Origin of the sequence: Ensifer sp. ENS07 (assembly GCF_014852185.1) — a bacterium.
Taxonomy (GTDB): Bacteria; Pseudomonadota; Alphaproteobacteria; order Rhizobiales; family Rhizobiaceae; genus Ensifer; species Ensifer adhaerens.
The window spans coordinates 850,738-864,258 of record NZ_JACVBE010000001.1; the positions used below are offsets into that span (position 1 = coordinate 850,738).

The following is a 13,521-nucleotide window of genomic DNA, read 5'->3' on the forward strand; positions in this document are numbered from 1 at the left end:
GCTCAGGCAAGCTTCAGGAGCAGGGCGCCGAGCGCGATGACGCAGGCCGCTGCGATGCGCCAGACGCTGACCGGTTCCTTGAGGAACACGACCGAGATCACCACGGCAAAGAGGATCGAGGTCTCGCGGAGTGCCGCGACGGTTGCAACCGGCGCCTTGGTCATCGCCCAGAGCGCCAGGCCATAGGCGCCGATCGAGCCGGCGCCGCCGATGAGGCCCCGCCACCAGTTCTTGTAGACGTGGCGGGCGACCGGCTTGATGCCGCGCCGGGCAAAGGCCCAGGTGAAAAGCAGAACCGGCGGCAGCAGCGCCATCCACAGCGTGTAGGAGATCGCATTGCCCGAGACGCGCGCGCCGATGCCGTCGACAAAGGTGTAACTTGCGATGACGCAGGCATTGAGCAGCGCAAGCACGATCGCGTTCTTGCCGCCCTTGCGCGACTCGAAGGCGAGCGTCAGTACCCCGGCAGAGATCGTTAGGATACCGATCATCGTTCCGAAGGTGAGCTTTTCGCCGATCAACGCCCCACTGGTCATCGCGACGATCAACGGCGCCGCTCCGCGCATCAGCGGATAGACAAGGCCGATGTCGCCGGCGCGATAGGATGCGGCGACGAGCTGGAAATAGGCGAACTGGAACAGTGCCGAAACCAGGATGTATGGCCACGCTTCCGGTTTGGGCAACGGCATGAACGGCAGGAAGGGGATGGCGACGGCTGCGGCCCCGAGCGCGATCATCGCAGCGTCGAGCGACTTTTCCGTTCCCGCCTTGACCAACGCATTCCAGGTCGCGTGCAACAACGCCCCGAACAGGACGAGCGCAATGACATCAAGCGGCAAGATTGAAACCTCGGAAACGGTGTAGCGGGCGTTGAGACGCTTGTCGCGCCGCACGGGCGCAAAAGCAACCGGAAAGTCTTGCGGAAGCGGCAATCTTTGGCGGGGGACGAGCGGGCCGCACGGTTGACTTGGCCGGCCTCGCCATCATTATACGACCGTTTAACACGAACGGATCCGAAGCTGCAGATGAACCACGACGCTTACCCGGACTATTATCTCGCAGACATCCTGCGCGAGACCAAGACGATCGCCCTTGTCGGCGCTTCGCCCAATCCTGAGCGTCCGAGCCATCGGGTCATGGCGTTTCTGCTGCGCAAGGGCTATCGGGTGGTCCCGATCAATCCCGGGCATGTCGGCAAGAGCATCCAGGGCCAGGCCGTGGTCGGCCGGCTCGCCGATATCAAGGAGCCGATCGATATGGTCGACGTCTTCCGCGCTGCCGACGCCCTGCCGGCGCTCGTCGACGAGATTCTCGCGTTGGAGACGCTGCCGAAGGCGATCTGGGGCCAGCTCTCCGTGCGCCATGACGGCGCTGCGGCGAAAGCGGAAGCCGCCGGCATCAAGGTGGTCATGGACCGCTGTCCGGCGATCGAGTACCCACGCCTGATCGGCTGATCTCGGGCGGCACATCGCCGGCGGACCATACAACCGTCAGTTCTTGAAAAATCCTCTTTGACCGCATGCGAAGGCTCTGGAATAGTGCCGCGGCTTGCGCGTGCAACTGCGCAGGTTCGATAGCGGTTCACGCGTAGATTCAAGGTGATAGAGCGTCTCCGGCGCGCCGGTTGGCGGCCGCGCTCTGGTCACGGGAGGGACGAAATGACGAAAGACAATCCTGGTTTCAACACGCTCGCAATCCATGCGGGGGCGCAACCTGACCCAACCACGGGTGCACGGGCAACGCCGATCTACCAGACGACGAGCTTCGTCTTCAACGACACCGACCATGCGGCGGCACTCTTCGGTCTCCAGCAGTTCGGCAACATCTATACCCGCATCATGAACCCGACGCAGGCAGTGCTCGAAGAGCGTATTGCCGCGCTCGAAGGCGGCACGGCGGCGCTCGCCGTCGCCTCCGGCCACGCCGCACAGCTCCTCGTCTTCCACACGATCATGAGCCCGGGCGACAATTTCATTGCCGCCAACCGTCTTTATGGTGGCTCGGTCAACCAGTTCGGCCACGCCTTCAAGTCCTTCGACTGGCAGGTCCGCTGGGCCGACCCTGCCGATCCGGCTTCCTTTGAGGCGAAGATCGATCGGCGCACCAAGGCGATCTTCATCGAGAGCCTCGCCAATCCCGGCGGCACCTTCGTTGATATTGCCGCCATCGCCGAGGTTGCGCGCAAGCACGACTTGCCGCTGATCGTCGACAACACCATGGCCACACCTTACCTGTTGCGGCCGCTGGAGCATGGCGCCGATATCGTCGTGCATTCGCTGACGAAGTTCATCGGCGGCCACGGCAACTCCATGGGCGGCGTCATCGTCGATGGCGGTACCTTCGACTGGTCGAAGTCCGGCAAGTATCCGATGCTGTCCGAACCGCGTCCGGAGTATGCCGGCGTCGTGCTGCATCAGACCTTCGGTAACATCGCCTTCGCCATCGCCGCGCGCGTCCTCGGCCTGCGCGACTTCGGTCCGGCGATCTCGCCGTTCAATGCCTTCATGCTGGTGACCGGCTCTGAAACGCTGCCGCTGCGCATGCAGCGCCATTGCGACAACGCACTTGCGGTCGCCAAGTGGCTGAAGACGCACGACAAGATTTCCTGGGTCAACTATGCCGGGCTGGAGGACGACCCGAACCACGCCCTGCAGCAGCGCTATTCGCCGAAGGGCGCCGGTGCCGTCTTCACCTTCGGGCTCAAGGGTGGCTACGAGGCGGGCAAGCGTTTCGTCGAGGGGCTGGAAATGTTCTCGCACCTCGCCAATATCGGCGACACGCGCTCGCTCGTCATTCACCCAGCCTCGACCACGCACCGCCAGCTGACGCCCGAGCAGCAGGTGGCGGCCGGTGCCGGCCCTGACGTCGTGCGCCTGTCGGTCGGCATTGAGGATGTCTCGGACATCATCGCCGATCTCGAACAGTCGTTGGCAAAGCTTTGAAACACTAGCCGCGAAGGGCGCGTCAGCGCGCTCTTCGCAAAGGTGCCAAGATGACGAATATGCAGAAGTTTGACTTGTCCACCGTCGAGGCGGAAATCGGTACGCCGGCGGCCGACCGGCTCATCTCAGGCGCGCCGCAGTTCAAGACCTGGAACCTTGAGGAGGCCGAAGGCGGTCTCTATGCCGGGGTCTGGGAATCGACGCCCGGCAAGTGGCGGATCGTCTACGAGGAGTGGGAATACTTCCACATCCTCTCAGGCTATTCGATCGTCACGCAGGATGGCGGCGAAGCGGCGTATCTGCGCGCCGGCGACAGCATGATCCTGCGGCCCGGCTTTGAGGGCACCTGGGAGGTCGTGGAGACGACCCGCAAGGACTATGTCATCCGTCTGTGATCGCCGGGGCACCGGAGATCAGTCTTCGGTGCTCGTCACCAGACGAGGTCGAGGCGTTCCAGGCCGTGAAAATGGAACGCGTCCTTAACCTCGGGCTCGTTCTTCAGCCGCATGTTCGGCAGGCGCTGAAACAGGATAGGCAGCGCCAGATTGAGCTCCAGCCGGGCAAGCGGCGCGCCGATACAGAAATGCAGGCCCGCTCCGAAAGAGACATTGGCGCCTTCGTCGCGCGTCGGCCGGAACGCGTTCGGTCCGGTGAACTTCTTCGGGTCCACATTCGCCGCTCCGAGCAGCAGGCCGATCTTGTCGCCCTTTCGCAGAGTGACGCCTTCATCGAGTTCGATATCCGAGAGCGCATAACGCTGGAAAATATGCAGCGGTGCCGCAAAGCGCAGACACTCCTCCACCGTCAGCGCGGTTGCCGTCTCCGTAGCAAACAGGTCTTTCGCCGAAAGCCCGGATTGCAGGATTGTCTTCACCGCGTTGCCGATCTGGTGCACGGTCGCCTCGTGACCTGCATTGAGGAGGAGGGCGGTGGTCGAGACCAGCTCCGCCTCCGACAGCCGCTCGCCATCCTTTTCCGAGGTAATCATGTGCGTCAGCAGGTCGTCTGCGGGGGTGCGGCGCTTCTCGGCGATGATGCCGCGCAGATAGTAGGCAAAATCTGCGGAGGCTTGGTTAGCGTCGAGTTCGGTCTCGTAGCTCGGGTTGAAGACATACATCCGGACCATGCGATGCGACCAGTCGAGCAGATCGGGCGCCGCTTCGACGGGAATGCCGAGCATGCGGGCGATGATGGTCACGGGAAGCGTTTCGGCAAAGCTTTTCAGCAGTTCGACCTCGCCGTCATCGGCAAAGCCGTCGATGAGGGCATGCGACAGTTGCTCGATGTCCGGCCGCAGCTGTTCGATCTGCCGCGAGACGAAGGCCCGGTTGACGAGCGTGCGCAGCCGCGTGTGCGCCGGTGGTTCGAGTTCCAGCAGCGAATGCTCTTCGAGCGCGTCGAAATTCTTCAGATGCGGCTTCGGCAGCGGCAGGCCGAGTTCGTCGCGTGTCGCCACATGCAGTATCTGCCGGCCGAAGCGTCGGTCGCGCAAAAGCGCGTTCACCAGGTCGTAGCCGGCGAAATACCATTGCTGACGTTCCTCCCAGAAGAAGGCCGGGCACTGCGCATGGATCTCGGCATAGGCTGCGAGCGGATCACGGTAGAAGGCTGGATCGCGCGCGTTGATGGAAACGCGCCTCAGCGTGCGGTCGATGGAAATGGCAGGCATGGCAGCGGCTCTTCGCGGACTTCAATGGTCCCTATGTCTAAGGGAACCGCGGTTCGGCCGGCAAGGGCGGATATCGGCAGCCGCGGCCATCGGGGCGTTGACAGCACGTGCCATGGCGGCCAATCTCTGCTGGCTGCGTAGGGCGCATCGGCAGAGGGCTGAAAGGGCAACGCCCGCCTACGGAACACAGACCGTAGTTGCGCCCATGCCAAACCTTGAAAACCTGAAGAAGCAGGCGAAGCAATACCTCAGATGGCATCGCGACCAATACTATCCGGTCGCAGCCGAGATCAGGGCTGCCTTGCCGCGCTTCCGCGATCTTGACGACGAGACCATTCTCAAGTCGGAGTTCAAGCTCGCCGACGCGCAGGAACTGATCGCGCGTCAATCGGGGTTCGACAGTTGGCAGGCGCTCAAATCAGGAGCCCTGACAATGACCATGCAATCCAAACCCGCCACACCGCAGCCGGTGCTGCAATCGACAGCCGCGCAGTTGTTCGTTGCCGATATCAGCGCCGCGTGCGACTTCTTCACCGAGAAGCTCGGCTTTGCGGTCGATTTCGTCTACGGCGATCCGCCCTTCTACGGGCAGGTGATCCGGGACAATGCTCGGCTCGCTCTGCGTCTCGTCTGCGAACCCGTCTTCGTCGGCGACATCCGGGAGCGCGAGCACCTGCTTTCCGCCTCCATCGCCCTCGATACCGCCAATGACATCAAGCAATTGTTCCTGAGCTACCAGTCGGCCGGGGTCTTTTTTCACCAAACGTTGCGCACGGAACCCTGGGGCGCACGGACGTTTATCGTGCTCGATCCCGACGGAAATCTGATCCTGTTTGCAGGGCCGGCCGATTGAACGAAAGCGCGGGAAGGGGCGCCGGTAGCGCGCGTTTGCTGCCGGCGTCCGTATCTCCAGGCGTGCTATCCGCGGGGAACAAACTTCCGCTTTCCTCCCTTTTTCTGTGGCACCAGGCGACCTATTTGCGCATGATGCGGCCAGCAAGCAGGGAGCGGCATGGGAAAAAACCAGTCCAGTCTATCGGCGGGGATCGTCGCTGCGATCCGCAAGAGACGCCCCACCGTCGTTCATCGCGAAGCCGCGGTCAGCCGTGGCGATATCGTCATCGCCTCCTACAACATCCACAAATGCGTCGGCACCGACGGGCGCTTCGACCCCGGTCGTACCGCCAATGTCATCGGTGAGTTGGGCGCAGATATCGTCGCGCTTCAGGAGGCCGACCAGCGGTTCGGTGAGCGTGCCGGTCTGCTCGATCTCGAGCATTTGCGCCGCGAGGCACACCTTGTTTCGGTGCCGATTTCCGGCTTTTCGACCAAGGGGCATGGCTGGCACGGCAATGTCCTGCTGCTGCGTGAGGGCGCCGTTTCCGACGTGCGGCAGCTCAAGCTGCCCGGCGTGGAACCGCGCGGTGCGCTGGTCGTCGATCTCGATCTGAAAGTGGGGCCGCTGCGCATCATCGCCGCCCATCTAGGACTTCTGCGGCATTCGCGTGCCCAGCAGGCCGAGGCGATCCTCGAGGCAGCGTCCGACGCGAACGGGCGGCCGACGCTGCTCATCGGCGACCTTAATGAATGGCGGATGGGGCGGCGTTCATCGCTGTCCTTCCTCAGCCCGGTATTCGATCCGTCCCACGCGACGGTCGCCAGTTTTCCCTCACGCTTTCCCCTGTTGCCGCTCGACCGTGTGCTCGGAAACCCGCATAGCCTGGTGACGTCGGTCGCCGTGCACGATTCGCCGTTGGCGCGGATCGCCTCGGATCATCTGCCGGTAAAGGCCTCGATCGACCTGAAGGCGGCGCAGCCGGAACAAAGAGACGGCCGACGGGTCGAAGCCGGGCGTACGGGGGCGGCCTAAAGGCACGGGCGAGTTTTCGATGGGATCCTCTATCCTGTTCACCGTTGCCGCCATCCTCGGACTGGTTGTGGCGACGGTTCTCTATGTCTACGGCCGGTTCGGCCGCCGCCCGCACGGGCCGCCGTCAAGCGCACTCCCGCTGGCCGATGCCGGCACGGAGCTCGACCGATATGTGGCGCCGCTCGTTGCGGGGCAGGCGGGTGCCAATGGGGTGGCGCTTGTTTCCGATAATATCGAGGCCCTGGTGGTCAGAGCGCACGCAGCACGGCGCGCCGGACGCAGCCTCGACCTGCAGTACTACTACTGGAAGGGCGACCTGACCGGTCTTCTTCTCGCCCGCGAGATCCTGGCCGCCGCGGACCGTGGCGTGCGCGTCCGGCTGCTGCTCGACGACATCAATGCGGGCATCCATGACCGAATGTGCATCGCGCTCGACGCCCATCCCCATATCGACGTACGGCTCTTCAATCCGAGCCGGGCGCGCACCGACCGCTTTCGCCGCGGCTTCGAAATGGCGATCCGCGCCTTCAGCGCCACGCGCCGCATGCACAACAAGCTCTGGGTAGCCGACGGCCGCGTTGCGATAGCCGGCGGCCGCAACATCGGAGACGCCTATTTCGATGCCGCCGAGCTCTCCAATTTCCGTGACCTCGATGTCTGGATGGTCGGACCCGTGCTGGAGCAGGCGTCTGCCATGTTCGACCGCTACTGGAACAGCACATCCGTGCTCCCGATCGCGGCGCTGCGCACGCCGCGCAAGCAGTATCTGCCGGCACTGCGCGATTCCGTCGAAGGATTGGCGCGCACGCCGGCAGGCCGGTTCTATCTCGAGCGCGTCGACAAGGCGGTTGAAGAGGCGGAGATCTACCAAGGCACACGGCGGCTTCACTGGAGTTCCGAGATCCGTCTGGCATCCGATCCGCCGGAAAAGGCGCTGATGCAGCGGCGCCAGAACTGGCTGTTGCGCGAACTCTTTCCGCTGATCGAGGCAGCCACGCGGGACTTGCGGATAATCTCGCCCTATTTCATTCCCGGCGTTGCCGGCACGCGGGAACTCGCCGCCATTGTTTCGCGCGGCGCTCGCGTGGCGGTCCTGACCAATTCGCTTGCAGCGACCGACGTTGCCGCCGTTCACGGCGGTTATGTCAAATATCGCCGGAAGCTCATCCGGGCCGGCGTCGCGCTCTTCGAGTTGAAGGAGCAGGGCGATGTCGCCGAGGGACACCGCATGACATTGTTCGGACGCCGCAACGCGAGCCTGCACAGCAAGGCGTTCGTGGTCGATGGCCTGAACGGTTTTGTCGGCTCGATGAACTTCGATCCGCGCTCCGCTTCACTCAACACGGAAATGGGCGTCGTCTTTCAGGATGCGGCACTCGCCGGCGAACTGGCTTCCATGTTCGAGGAGGAAACTTCGCCGTCGATCAGCTACCGGGTCGACATCGAAGGATCGCGTCTTGTCTGGCGTGATCGCGCCAATGGCTCCGAGCGGCTGGTGCGCCACGAGCCGGACGCCAGCCTGGCAAGGCGCATGATCGCCGGGGTAATCCGTGTGCTGCCGATCGAGTCGCAGCTGTGAACAGCGCCCAGGTTCGCGGATTTCCCCTTCGTTTACCGATATCACCGAAGCCTGTGTGCAGAGTTTGCGTCCATGGCCTCAACCGAGGATATCGATGGAAAAATGTTCTATCGCCAACCATGTGTGGAGGACGGCCGAACTTCGAAGCAAAGCGGACCTTCGATTAAGCTTATCGAAGCTTCGCGACTTGAAGTGAAGGGTGTTGACACTCTATGTAGGAGCAGAAGGTAAATCCCGTGATTCCCGGTTCGCAAAGGTTTTGCGAACCCGATTGATGAAGGTTCGATATGAGAAATCCCGTTGATACCGCCCTGGCACTGGTGCCGATGGTTGTTGAACAGACCAACCGCGGTGAACGTTCCTACGATATCTTTTCGCGCCTTCTGAAGGAGCGCATCATCTTCGTGACCGGCCCGGTCGAAGACCAGATGGCAACGCTCGTCTGCGCCCAGCTTCTTTTCCTTGAAGCGGAAAACCCGAAGAAGGAAATCGCGCTCTACATCAATTCGCCGGGCGGCGTCGTCACGTCGGGCATGGCGATCTACGACACGATGCAGTTCATCAAGCCGGCCGTTTCGACGCTCTGCGTCGGTCAGGCCGCCTCGATGGGTTCGCTGCTCCTGGCCGCCGGCCACAAGGACATGCGTTTCGCGACGCCGAACGCGCGCATCATGGTTCACCAGCCCTCGGGCGGTTTCCAGGGCCAGGCCTCGGATATCGAGCGCCACGCCAAGGACATCCTGAAGATGAAGCGCCGCCTCAACGAGGTCTACGTCAAGCACTGCGGACGGACCTATGAAGAGGTTGAGCAGACGCTCGATCGCGATCATTTCATGAATGCGGACGAAGCTCTGAGCTGGGGCCTTGTCGACAAGGTTCTGACCTCGCGCGAAGAGATCGAGGGCGGCGAGCAGGCCTGATAACGCGCATTTGTGTCGGGATAGATGTAATTGTGACACAATTGTAATGGCTCAAGGGCTTTATCGACAGGGTAAAGCCGGTAATATGAACCATTAATGCTATGTTGGAATCTGTCAGCGTAGTGTTCGTTCGGAGTTGGGAGAGTCGTTGCGACTGCGTCGGGCGTTTACGCCTGGGGCGGTGAGTACTCCCGGAAGCCCTGTTTGAGGTTGAGGCTCAGGGCAAATTGAGTGGTCCGCGATACTTATCTTGAAAGTGTCCGGCGTGCTGGAAGGAAGTGGAAATGAGCAAGGTCAGCGGAAGCAACGGCGGTGACTCGAAGAATACACTTTATTGTTCGTTCTGCGGCAAGAGCCAGCACGAAGTCCGAAAACTGATTGCCGGACCGACCGTGTTCATCTGCGATGAATGCGTCGAACTGTGCATGGATATCATCCGCGAAGAGAACAAGACCTCGATGGTCAAGTCCCGCGACGGTGTTCCGACCCCTCAGGAAATCATCAAGGTTCTGGACGAATACGTCATCGGCCAGCAGCAGGCGAAGCGCATCCTGTCGGTCGCCGTTCACAACCATTACAAGCGCCTGGCGCACGCCGCCAAGGGAAGCGACGTCGAGCTTGCGAAGTCGAACATCATGCTGGTCGGCCCGACCGGCTGCGGCAAGACCTATCTCGCCCAGACGCTCGCCCGCATCATCGACGTGCCGTTCACCATGGCCGACGCAACGACGCTGACCGAAGCCGGTTATGTCGGTGAAGACGTCGAGAACATTATCCTGAAGCTGCTTCAGGCTGCCGACTACAACGTCGAGCGCGCCCAGCGCGGCATCGTCTACATCGACGAAGTCGACAAGATTTCGCGCAAGTCCGACAACCCGTCGATAACCCGCGACGTATCGGGCGAGGGCGTGCAGCAGGCGCTTCTGAAGATCATGGAAGGCACGGTTGCCTCGGTACCGCCGCAGGGCGGCCGCAAGCATCCGCAGCAGGAATTCCTGCAGGTGGATACGACCAACATCCTGTTCATCTGCGGCGGTGCCTTCGCCGGCCTCGACAAGATCATCTCCGCCCGTGGCGAGAAGACCTCGATCGGTTTCGGCGCAACGGTCCGCTCGCCGGAGGATCGCCGTGTCGGCGAAGTTCTGCGCGAACTGGAGCCGGAAGATCTCGTCAAGTTCGGCCTGATCCCGGAATTCATCGGTCGTCTGCCGGTTCTGGCGACGCTCGAAGATCTCGATGAAGATGCGCTGATCCAGATCCTGTCCGAACCGAAGAACGCTCTGATCAAGCAGTACCAGCGCCTGTTCGAGATGGAAGACGTCGAACTGACCTTCCACGAGGACGCGCTTCGCGAGATCGCGCGTCGGGCGATCGTGCGCAAGACCGGTGCCCGTGGCCTTCGCTCCATCATGGAGAAGATCCTGCTCGACACCATGTTCGAGCTGCCGACGCTCGAAGGCGTGCGCGAAGTGGTCATCTCGGACGAGGTGGTCAAGGGCGCTGCTCGGCCGCTCTACATCTACTCGGAACGGTCGGACGAAAAGACCAACGTTTCGGCCTGAGCGTCCTGAATTATCCTTTGAGAAGCCCGCCTCGTGCGGGCTTTTTCATGTCTGCTTCATGTGTTCACACTTAGCTGTTGAGACACCTGCGCCGGGGCGCAGATTTCACAATTCGATTGTTGCTAAAGTGCCGCAAACAACGCAATGATGTGACGATTCAATGAAGGACCTTAATGGTTGCGGTCCATGAGCTTGTAGTCCGTCGCAAGGTCCGCAACAGCATTGATGCGTAGTCAGAAGGACCCGGCCACTGTTTGTGGATGTCTGCGTCGAGCCTTGAAATGGACGCGGTCGCACTCCACTTTCATGTGGAAAATATGACAGCCGGGAGTGCCTGTAGGGCTCCCGGATACGGGCCCGAAATCGGGACGGAAAGGAAATGACATGACGAACAAAACGTCACCGGCGACTGAAAGCGCGACCTACCCGGTCCTGCCGCTCCGCGACATCGTAGTCTTCCCGCATATGATCGTGCCGCTTTTCGTCGGCCGCGAAAAATCGATCCGTGCGCTTGAGGAAGTCATGGGCACCGACAAGCAGATCATGCTTGCCACCCAGATCAACGCCACCGACGACGATCCGGAACCGTCCGCGATCTACGAAGTCGGCACAATCGCCAACGTTCTGCAACTGCTGAAGCTGCCCGACGGCACCGTCAAGGTACTGGTCGAGGGCCGCGCGCGCGCCAAAATCGACGGCTACACGCCGCGCGAGGAATTCTATGAGGCTGCGGCGCATAGCCTGAGCGAGCCGGAGGAAGATCCGGTCGAGATCGAGGCGCTCAGCCGCTCGGTCGTCTCCGAATTCGAAAGCTACGTAAAGCTCAACAAGAAAATCTCTCCCGAGGTCGTCGGCGTTGCCAGCCAGATCGAGGACTATTCGAAGCTGGCCGACACGGTTGCTTCGCACCTGTCGATCAAGATCGTCGAAAAGCAGGAAATGCTGGAGACCACCAGCGTGAAGATGCGCCTGGAAAAGGCGCTCGGCTTCATGGAAGGCGAGATCTCCGTCCTGCAGGTGGAAAAGCGCATCCGCTCGCGCGTCAAGCGCCAGATGGAGAAGACCCAGCGCGAGTACTACCTCAACGAACAGATGAAGGCGATCCAGAAGGAACTCGGCGACGGCGAAGACGGCCGCGACGAGATGGCCGAGCTCGAAGAGCGTATCGCCAAGACCAAGCTTTCCAAGGAAGCGCGCGAAAAGGCTGATGCAGAGCTGAAGAAGCTGCGCCAGATGAGCCCGATGTCGGCGGAAGCCACCGTCGTTCGCAACTACCTGGATTGGCTGCTCGGCCTGCCCTGGGGCAAGAAGTCGAAGATCAAGACCGACCTGAACCATGCCGAGGAAGTGCTCAACGTCGATCATTTCGGCCTCGACAAGGTCAAGGAGCGCATCGTCGAGTATCTCGCCGTGCAGGCGCGTTCGACCAAGATCAAGGGCCCCATCCTGTGCCTCGTCGGCCCTCCGGGCGTCGGCAAGACCTCGCTCGCCAAGTCGATCGCCAAGGCGACCGGCCGCGAATATGTGCGCATGGCGCTGGGCGGCGTTCGTGACGAAGCCGAGATCCGTGGCCACCGCCGCACCTATATCGGCTCGATGCCGGGCAAGGTCGTTCAGTCGATGAAGAAGGCGAAGCGGTCCAATCCGCTGTTCCTGCTCGACGAAATCGACAAGATGGGCCAGGACTTCCGCGGCGATCCGTCGTCGGCGCTGCTCGAGGTGCTGGATCCGGAACAGAACTCGACCTTCATGGACCACTACCTGGAGGTCGAATACGACCTGTCCAACGTGATGTTCATCACCACCGCCAACACGCTGAATATCCCGGCGCCGTTGATGGACCGCATGGAAGTGATCCGCATCGCCGGCTACACGGAAGAGGAAAAGCTGGAAATCGCCAAGCGGCATCTGCTGCCGAAGGCGATCCGCGACCACGCGCTGCAGCCGAAGGAATTCTCGGTCACAGACGGCGCGCTGATGGCGGTCATCCAGACCTACACCCGCGAAGCCGGTGTGCGTAACTTCGAACGCGAGTTGATGAAGCTCGCCCGCAAGGCCGTGACCGAGATCATCAAGGGCAAGGCCAAGAAGGTCGAAGTGAACGCTGCCAACATCAACGACTATCTGGGCGTTCCGCGCTTCCGCCACGGCGAAGCCGAACGTGACGATCAGATCGGTGTTGTCACCGGTCTCGCATGGACTGAGGTCGGCGGCGAGCTTCTGACGATCGAAGGCGTCATGATGCCCGGCAAGGGCCGCATGACCGTCACCGGCAACCTGCGCGACGTGATGAAGGAATCGATTTCCGCGGCGGCTTCTTATGTCCGCTCGCGCGCAATCGACTTCGGCATCGAACCGCCGCTGTTCGACAAGCGTGACATCCACGTGCACGTACCGGAAGGTGCGACGCCGAAGGATGGCCCTTCGGCCGGCGTCGCCATGGCAACCACGATCGTGTCGATCATGACCGGCATCCCGATCTCCAAGGATGTTGCAATGACAGGCGAGATCACGCTGCGCGGCCGCGTGCTGCCGATCGGCGGTCTGAAAGAGAAGCTCCTGGCAGCGCTGCGGGGCGGCATCAAGAAGGTGCTGATCCCGGAAGAGAACGCCAAGGATCTCGCCGAGATCCCGGACAACGTGAAGAACGCGCTCGAAATCATCCCGGTTTCGCGGGTGGGCGAAGTGCTCGAACACGCTCTGGTGCGCATGCCGGAACCGATCGATTGGGACCCGGCAAACGAGCCGGCAACCGTAGCACCGGTTGATTCGCAGGACGAAGCAGGCTCCTCCGTCGCCCACTGACGGGGGCTTGAAAATGGGTGCAGCCGGCTCGCGCGGCGCTCATTTTGCAGAAAAATTGGGAAGACCGGCCATTGGCCGGTCTTTTTTGTTGTAAAAGCGCCCTGCAAGCCTTGCATTCCAAGGGATTAGGCGCAATTGGGAAAGGCAAGACGCGGGCGAAGCGCAAGCCGCCGC

General features: G+C 61.8%; 11 protein-coding genes. 9 read left to right on the forward strand and 2 right to left on the reverse strand.

The genetic code is table 11. The features are described from left to right. Window positions 1-2 precede the first annotated feature (2 nt). Window positions 3-839, reverse strand: coding sequence for a DMT family transporter (locus IB277_RS04280; protein ID WP_034804240.1), 837 nt, complete (start codon window positions 837-839; stop codon window positions 3-5). 186 nt (window positions 840-1,025) lie between these two features. Here IB277_RS04280 and IB277_RS04285 point away from each other — a divergent pair, with 186 nt between their 5' ends. The 3 genes from IB277_RS04285 to IB277_RS04295 all read left to right on the forward strand — a co-directional run bounded on the left by IB277_RS04285 (window position 1,026) and on the right by IB277_RS04295 (window position 3,337). Next, on the forward strand, window positions 1,026-1,454 hold the full coding sequence (locus IB277_RS04285; protein ID WP_090294539.1) for a CoA-binding protein: 429 nt from the start codon (window positions 1,026-1,028) through the stop codon (window positions 1,452-1,454). A gap of 204 nt (window positions 1,455-1,658) precedes the next feature. Next, window positions 1,659-2,942: an O-acetylhomoserine aminocarboxypropyltransferase gene (locus IB277_RS04290; RefSeq protein ID WP_060580876.1), complete on the forward strand. Its 1,284-nt coding sequence runs from the start codon at window positions 1,659-1,661 to the stop codon at window positions 2,940-2,942. Between the two features lie 50 nt (window positions 2,943-2,992). Next, window positions 2,993-3,337, forward strand: a complete 345-nt coding sequence (locus tag IB277_RS04295) for a cupin domain-containing protein (RefSeq protein ID WP_090294538.1) — start codon at window positions 2,993-2,995, stop codon at window positions 3,335-3,337. Between the two features lie 35 nt (window positions 3,338-3,372). Here the strand turns inward: IB277_RS04295 and IB277_RS04300 are convergent, their stop codons facing one another. Next, window positions 3,373-4,611: a cytochrome P450 gene (locus tag IB277_RS04300; RefSeq protein WP_110818452.1), complete on the reverse strand. Its 1,239-nt coding sequence runs from the start codon at window positions 4,609-4,611 to the stop codon at window positions 3,373-3,375. Between the two features lie 205 nt (window positions 4,612-4,816). Between IB277_RS04300 and IB277_RS04305 the strand changes: the two genes are divergently transcribed. The 6 genes from IB277_RS04305 (at window position 4,817) to lon (ending at window position 13,347) form a co-directional block, all read left to right on the forward strand. Beyond that, the gene (locus IB277_RS04305; protein WP_090294535.1) at window positions 4,817-5,464 is read left to right on the forward strand and encodes a VOC family protein; all 648 of its coding nucleotides are present in this window, start codon (window positions 4,817-4,819) and stop codon (window positions 5,462-5,464) included. Between the two features lie 159 nt (window positions 5,465-5,623). Then, window positions 5,624-6,481 carry an endonuclease/exonuclease/phosphatase family protein gene (locus IB277_RS04310; protein ID WP_034803635.1) on the forward strand — a complete coding sequence of 286 codons (858 nt, stop codon included), beginning with the start codon at window positions 5,624-5,626 and terminating at the stop codon, window positions 6,479-6,481. Window positions 6,482-6,500: 19 nt separating this feature from the next. Next, the gene (locus tag IB277_RS04315) at window positions 6,501-8,060 is read left to right on the forward strand and encodes a phospholipase D family protein (RefSeq protein ID WP_110818451.1); all 1,560 of its coding nucleotides are present in this window, start codon (window positions 6,501-6,503) and stop codon (window positions 8,058-8,060) included. A gap of 287 nt (window positions 8,061-8,347) precedes the next feature. Continuing rightward, window positions 8,348-8,980: an ATP-dependent Clp protease proteolytic subunit gene (locus tag IB277_RS04320; RefSeq protein ID WP_034803630.1), complete on the forward strand. Its 633-nt coding sequence runs from the start codon at window positions 8,348-8,350 to the stop codon at window positions 8,978-8,980. A gap of 284 nt (window positions 8,981-9,264) precedes the next feature. Beyond that, window positions 9,265-10,542 carry an ATP-dependent Clp protease ATP-binding subunit ClpX gene (gene clpX / locus IB277_RS04325; RefSeq protein ID WP_034803621.1) on the forward strand — a complete coding sequence of 426 codons (1,278 nt, stop codon included), beginning with the start codon at window positions 9,265-9,267 and terminating at the stop codon, window positions 10,540-10,542. Between the two features lie 384 nt (window positions 10,543-10,926). Next, the gene (gene lon / locus IB277_RS04330) at window positions 10,927-13,347 is read left to right on the forward strand and encodes an endopeptidase La (RefSeq protein WP_060522188.1); all 2,421 of its coding nucleotides are present in this window, start codon (window positions 10,927-10,929) and stop codon (window positions 13,345-13,347) included. Window positions 13,348-13,521 lie beyond the last annotated feature (174 nt).

Bases quoted from the DNA above. Each gene is read 5' to 3' on its own strand.
- IB277_RS04305 (WP_090294535.1), top strand. From the start codon at position 4,817: ATGCCAAACCTTGAAAACCTGAAGAAGCAGGCGAAGCAATACCTCAGA.
- lon (WP_060522188.1), top strand. From the start codon at position 10,927: ATGACGAACAAAACGTCACCGGCGACTGAAAGCGCGACCTACCCGGTC.
- IB277_RS04310 (WP_034803635.1), top strand. From the start codon at position 5,624: ATGGGAAAAAACCAGTCCAGTCTATCGGCGGGGATCGTCGCTGCGATC.
- IB277_RS04320 (WP_034803630.1), top strand. From the start codon at position 8,348: ATGAGAAATCCCGTTGATACCGCCCTGGCACTGGTGCCGATGGTTGTT.
- clpX (WP_034803621.1), top strand. From the start codon at position 9,265: ATGAGCAAGGTCAGCGGAAGCAACGGCGGTGACTCGAAGAATACACTT.
- IB277_RS04290 (WP_060580876.1), top strand. From the start codon at position 1,659: ATGACGAAAGACAATCCTGGTTTCAACACGCTCGCAATCCATGCGGGG.
- IB277_RS04295 (WP_090294538.1), top strand. From the start codon at position 2,993: ATGACGAATATGCAGAAGTTTGACTTGTCCACCGTCGAGGCGGAAATC.
- IB277_RS04285 (WP_090294539.1), top strand. From the start codon at position 1,026: ATGAACCACGACGCTTACCCGGACTATTATCTCGCAGACATCCTGCGC.
- IB277_RS04315 (WP_110818451.1), top strand. From the start codon at position 6,501: ATGGGATCCTCTATCCTGTTCACCGTTGCCGCCATCCTCGGACTGGTT.
- IB277_RS04300 (WP_110818452.1), bottom strand. From the start codon at position 4,611: ATGCCTGCCATTTCCATCGACCGCACGCTGAGGCGCGTTTCCATCAAC.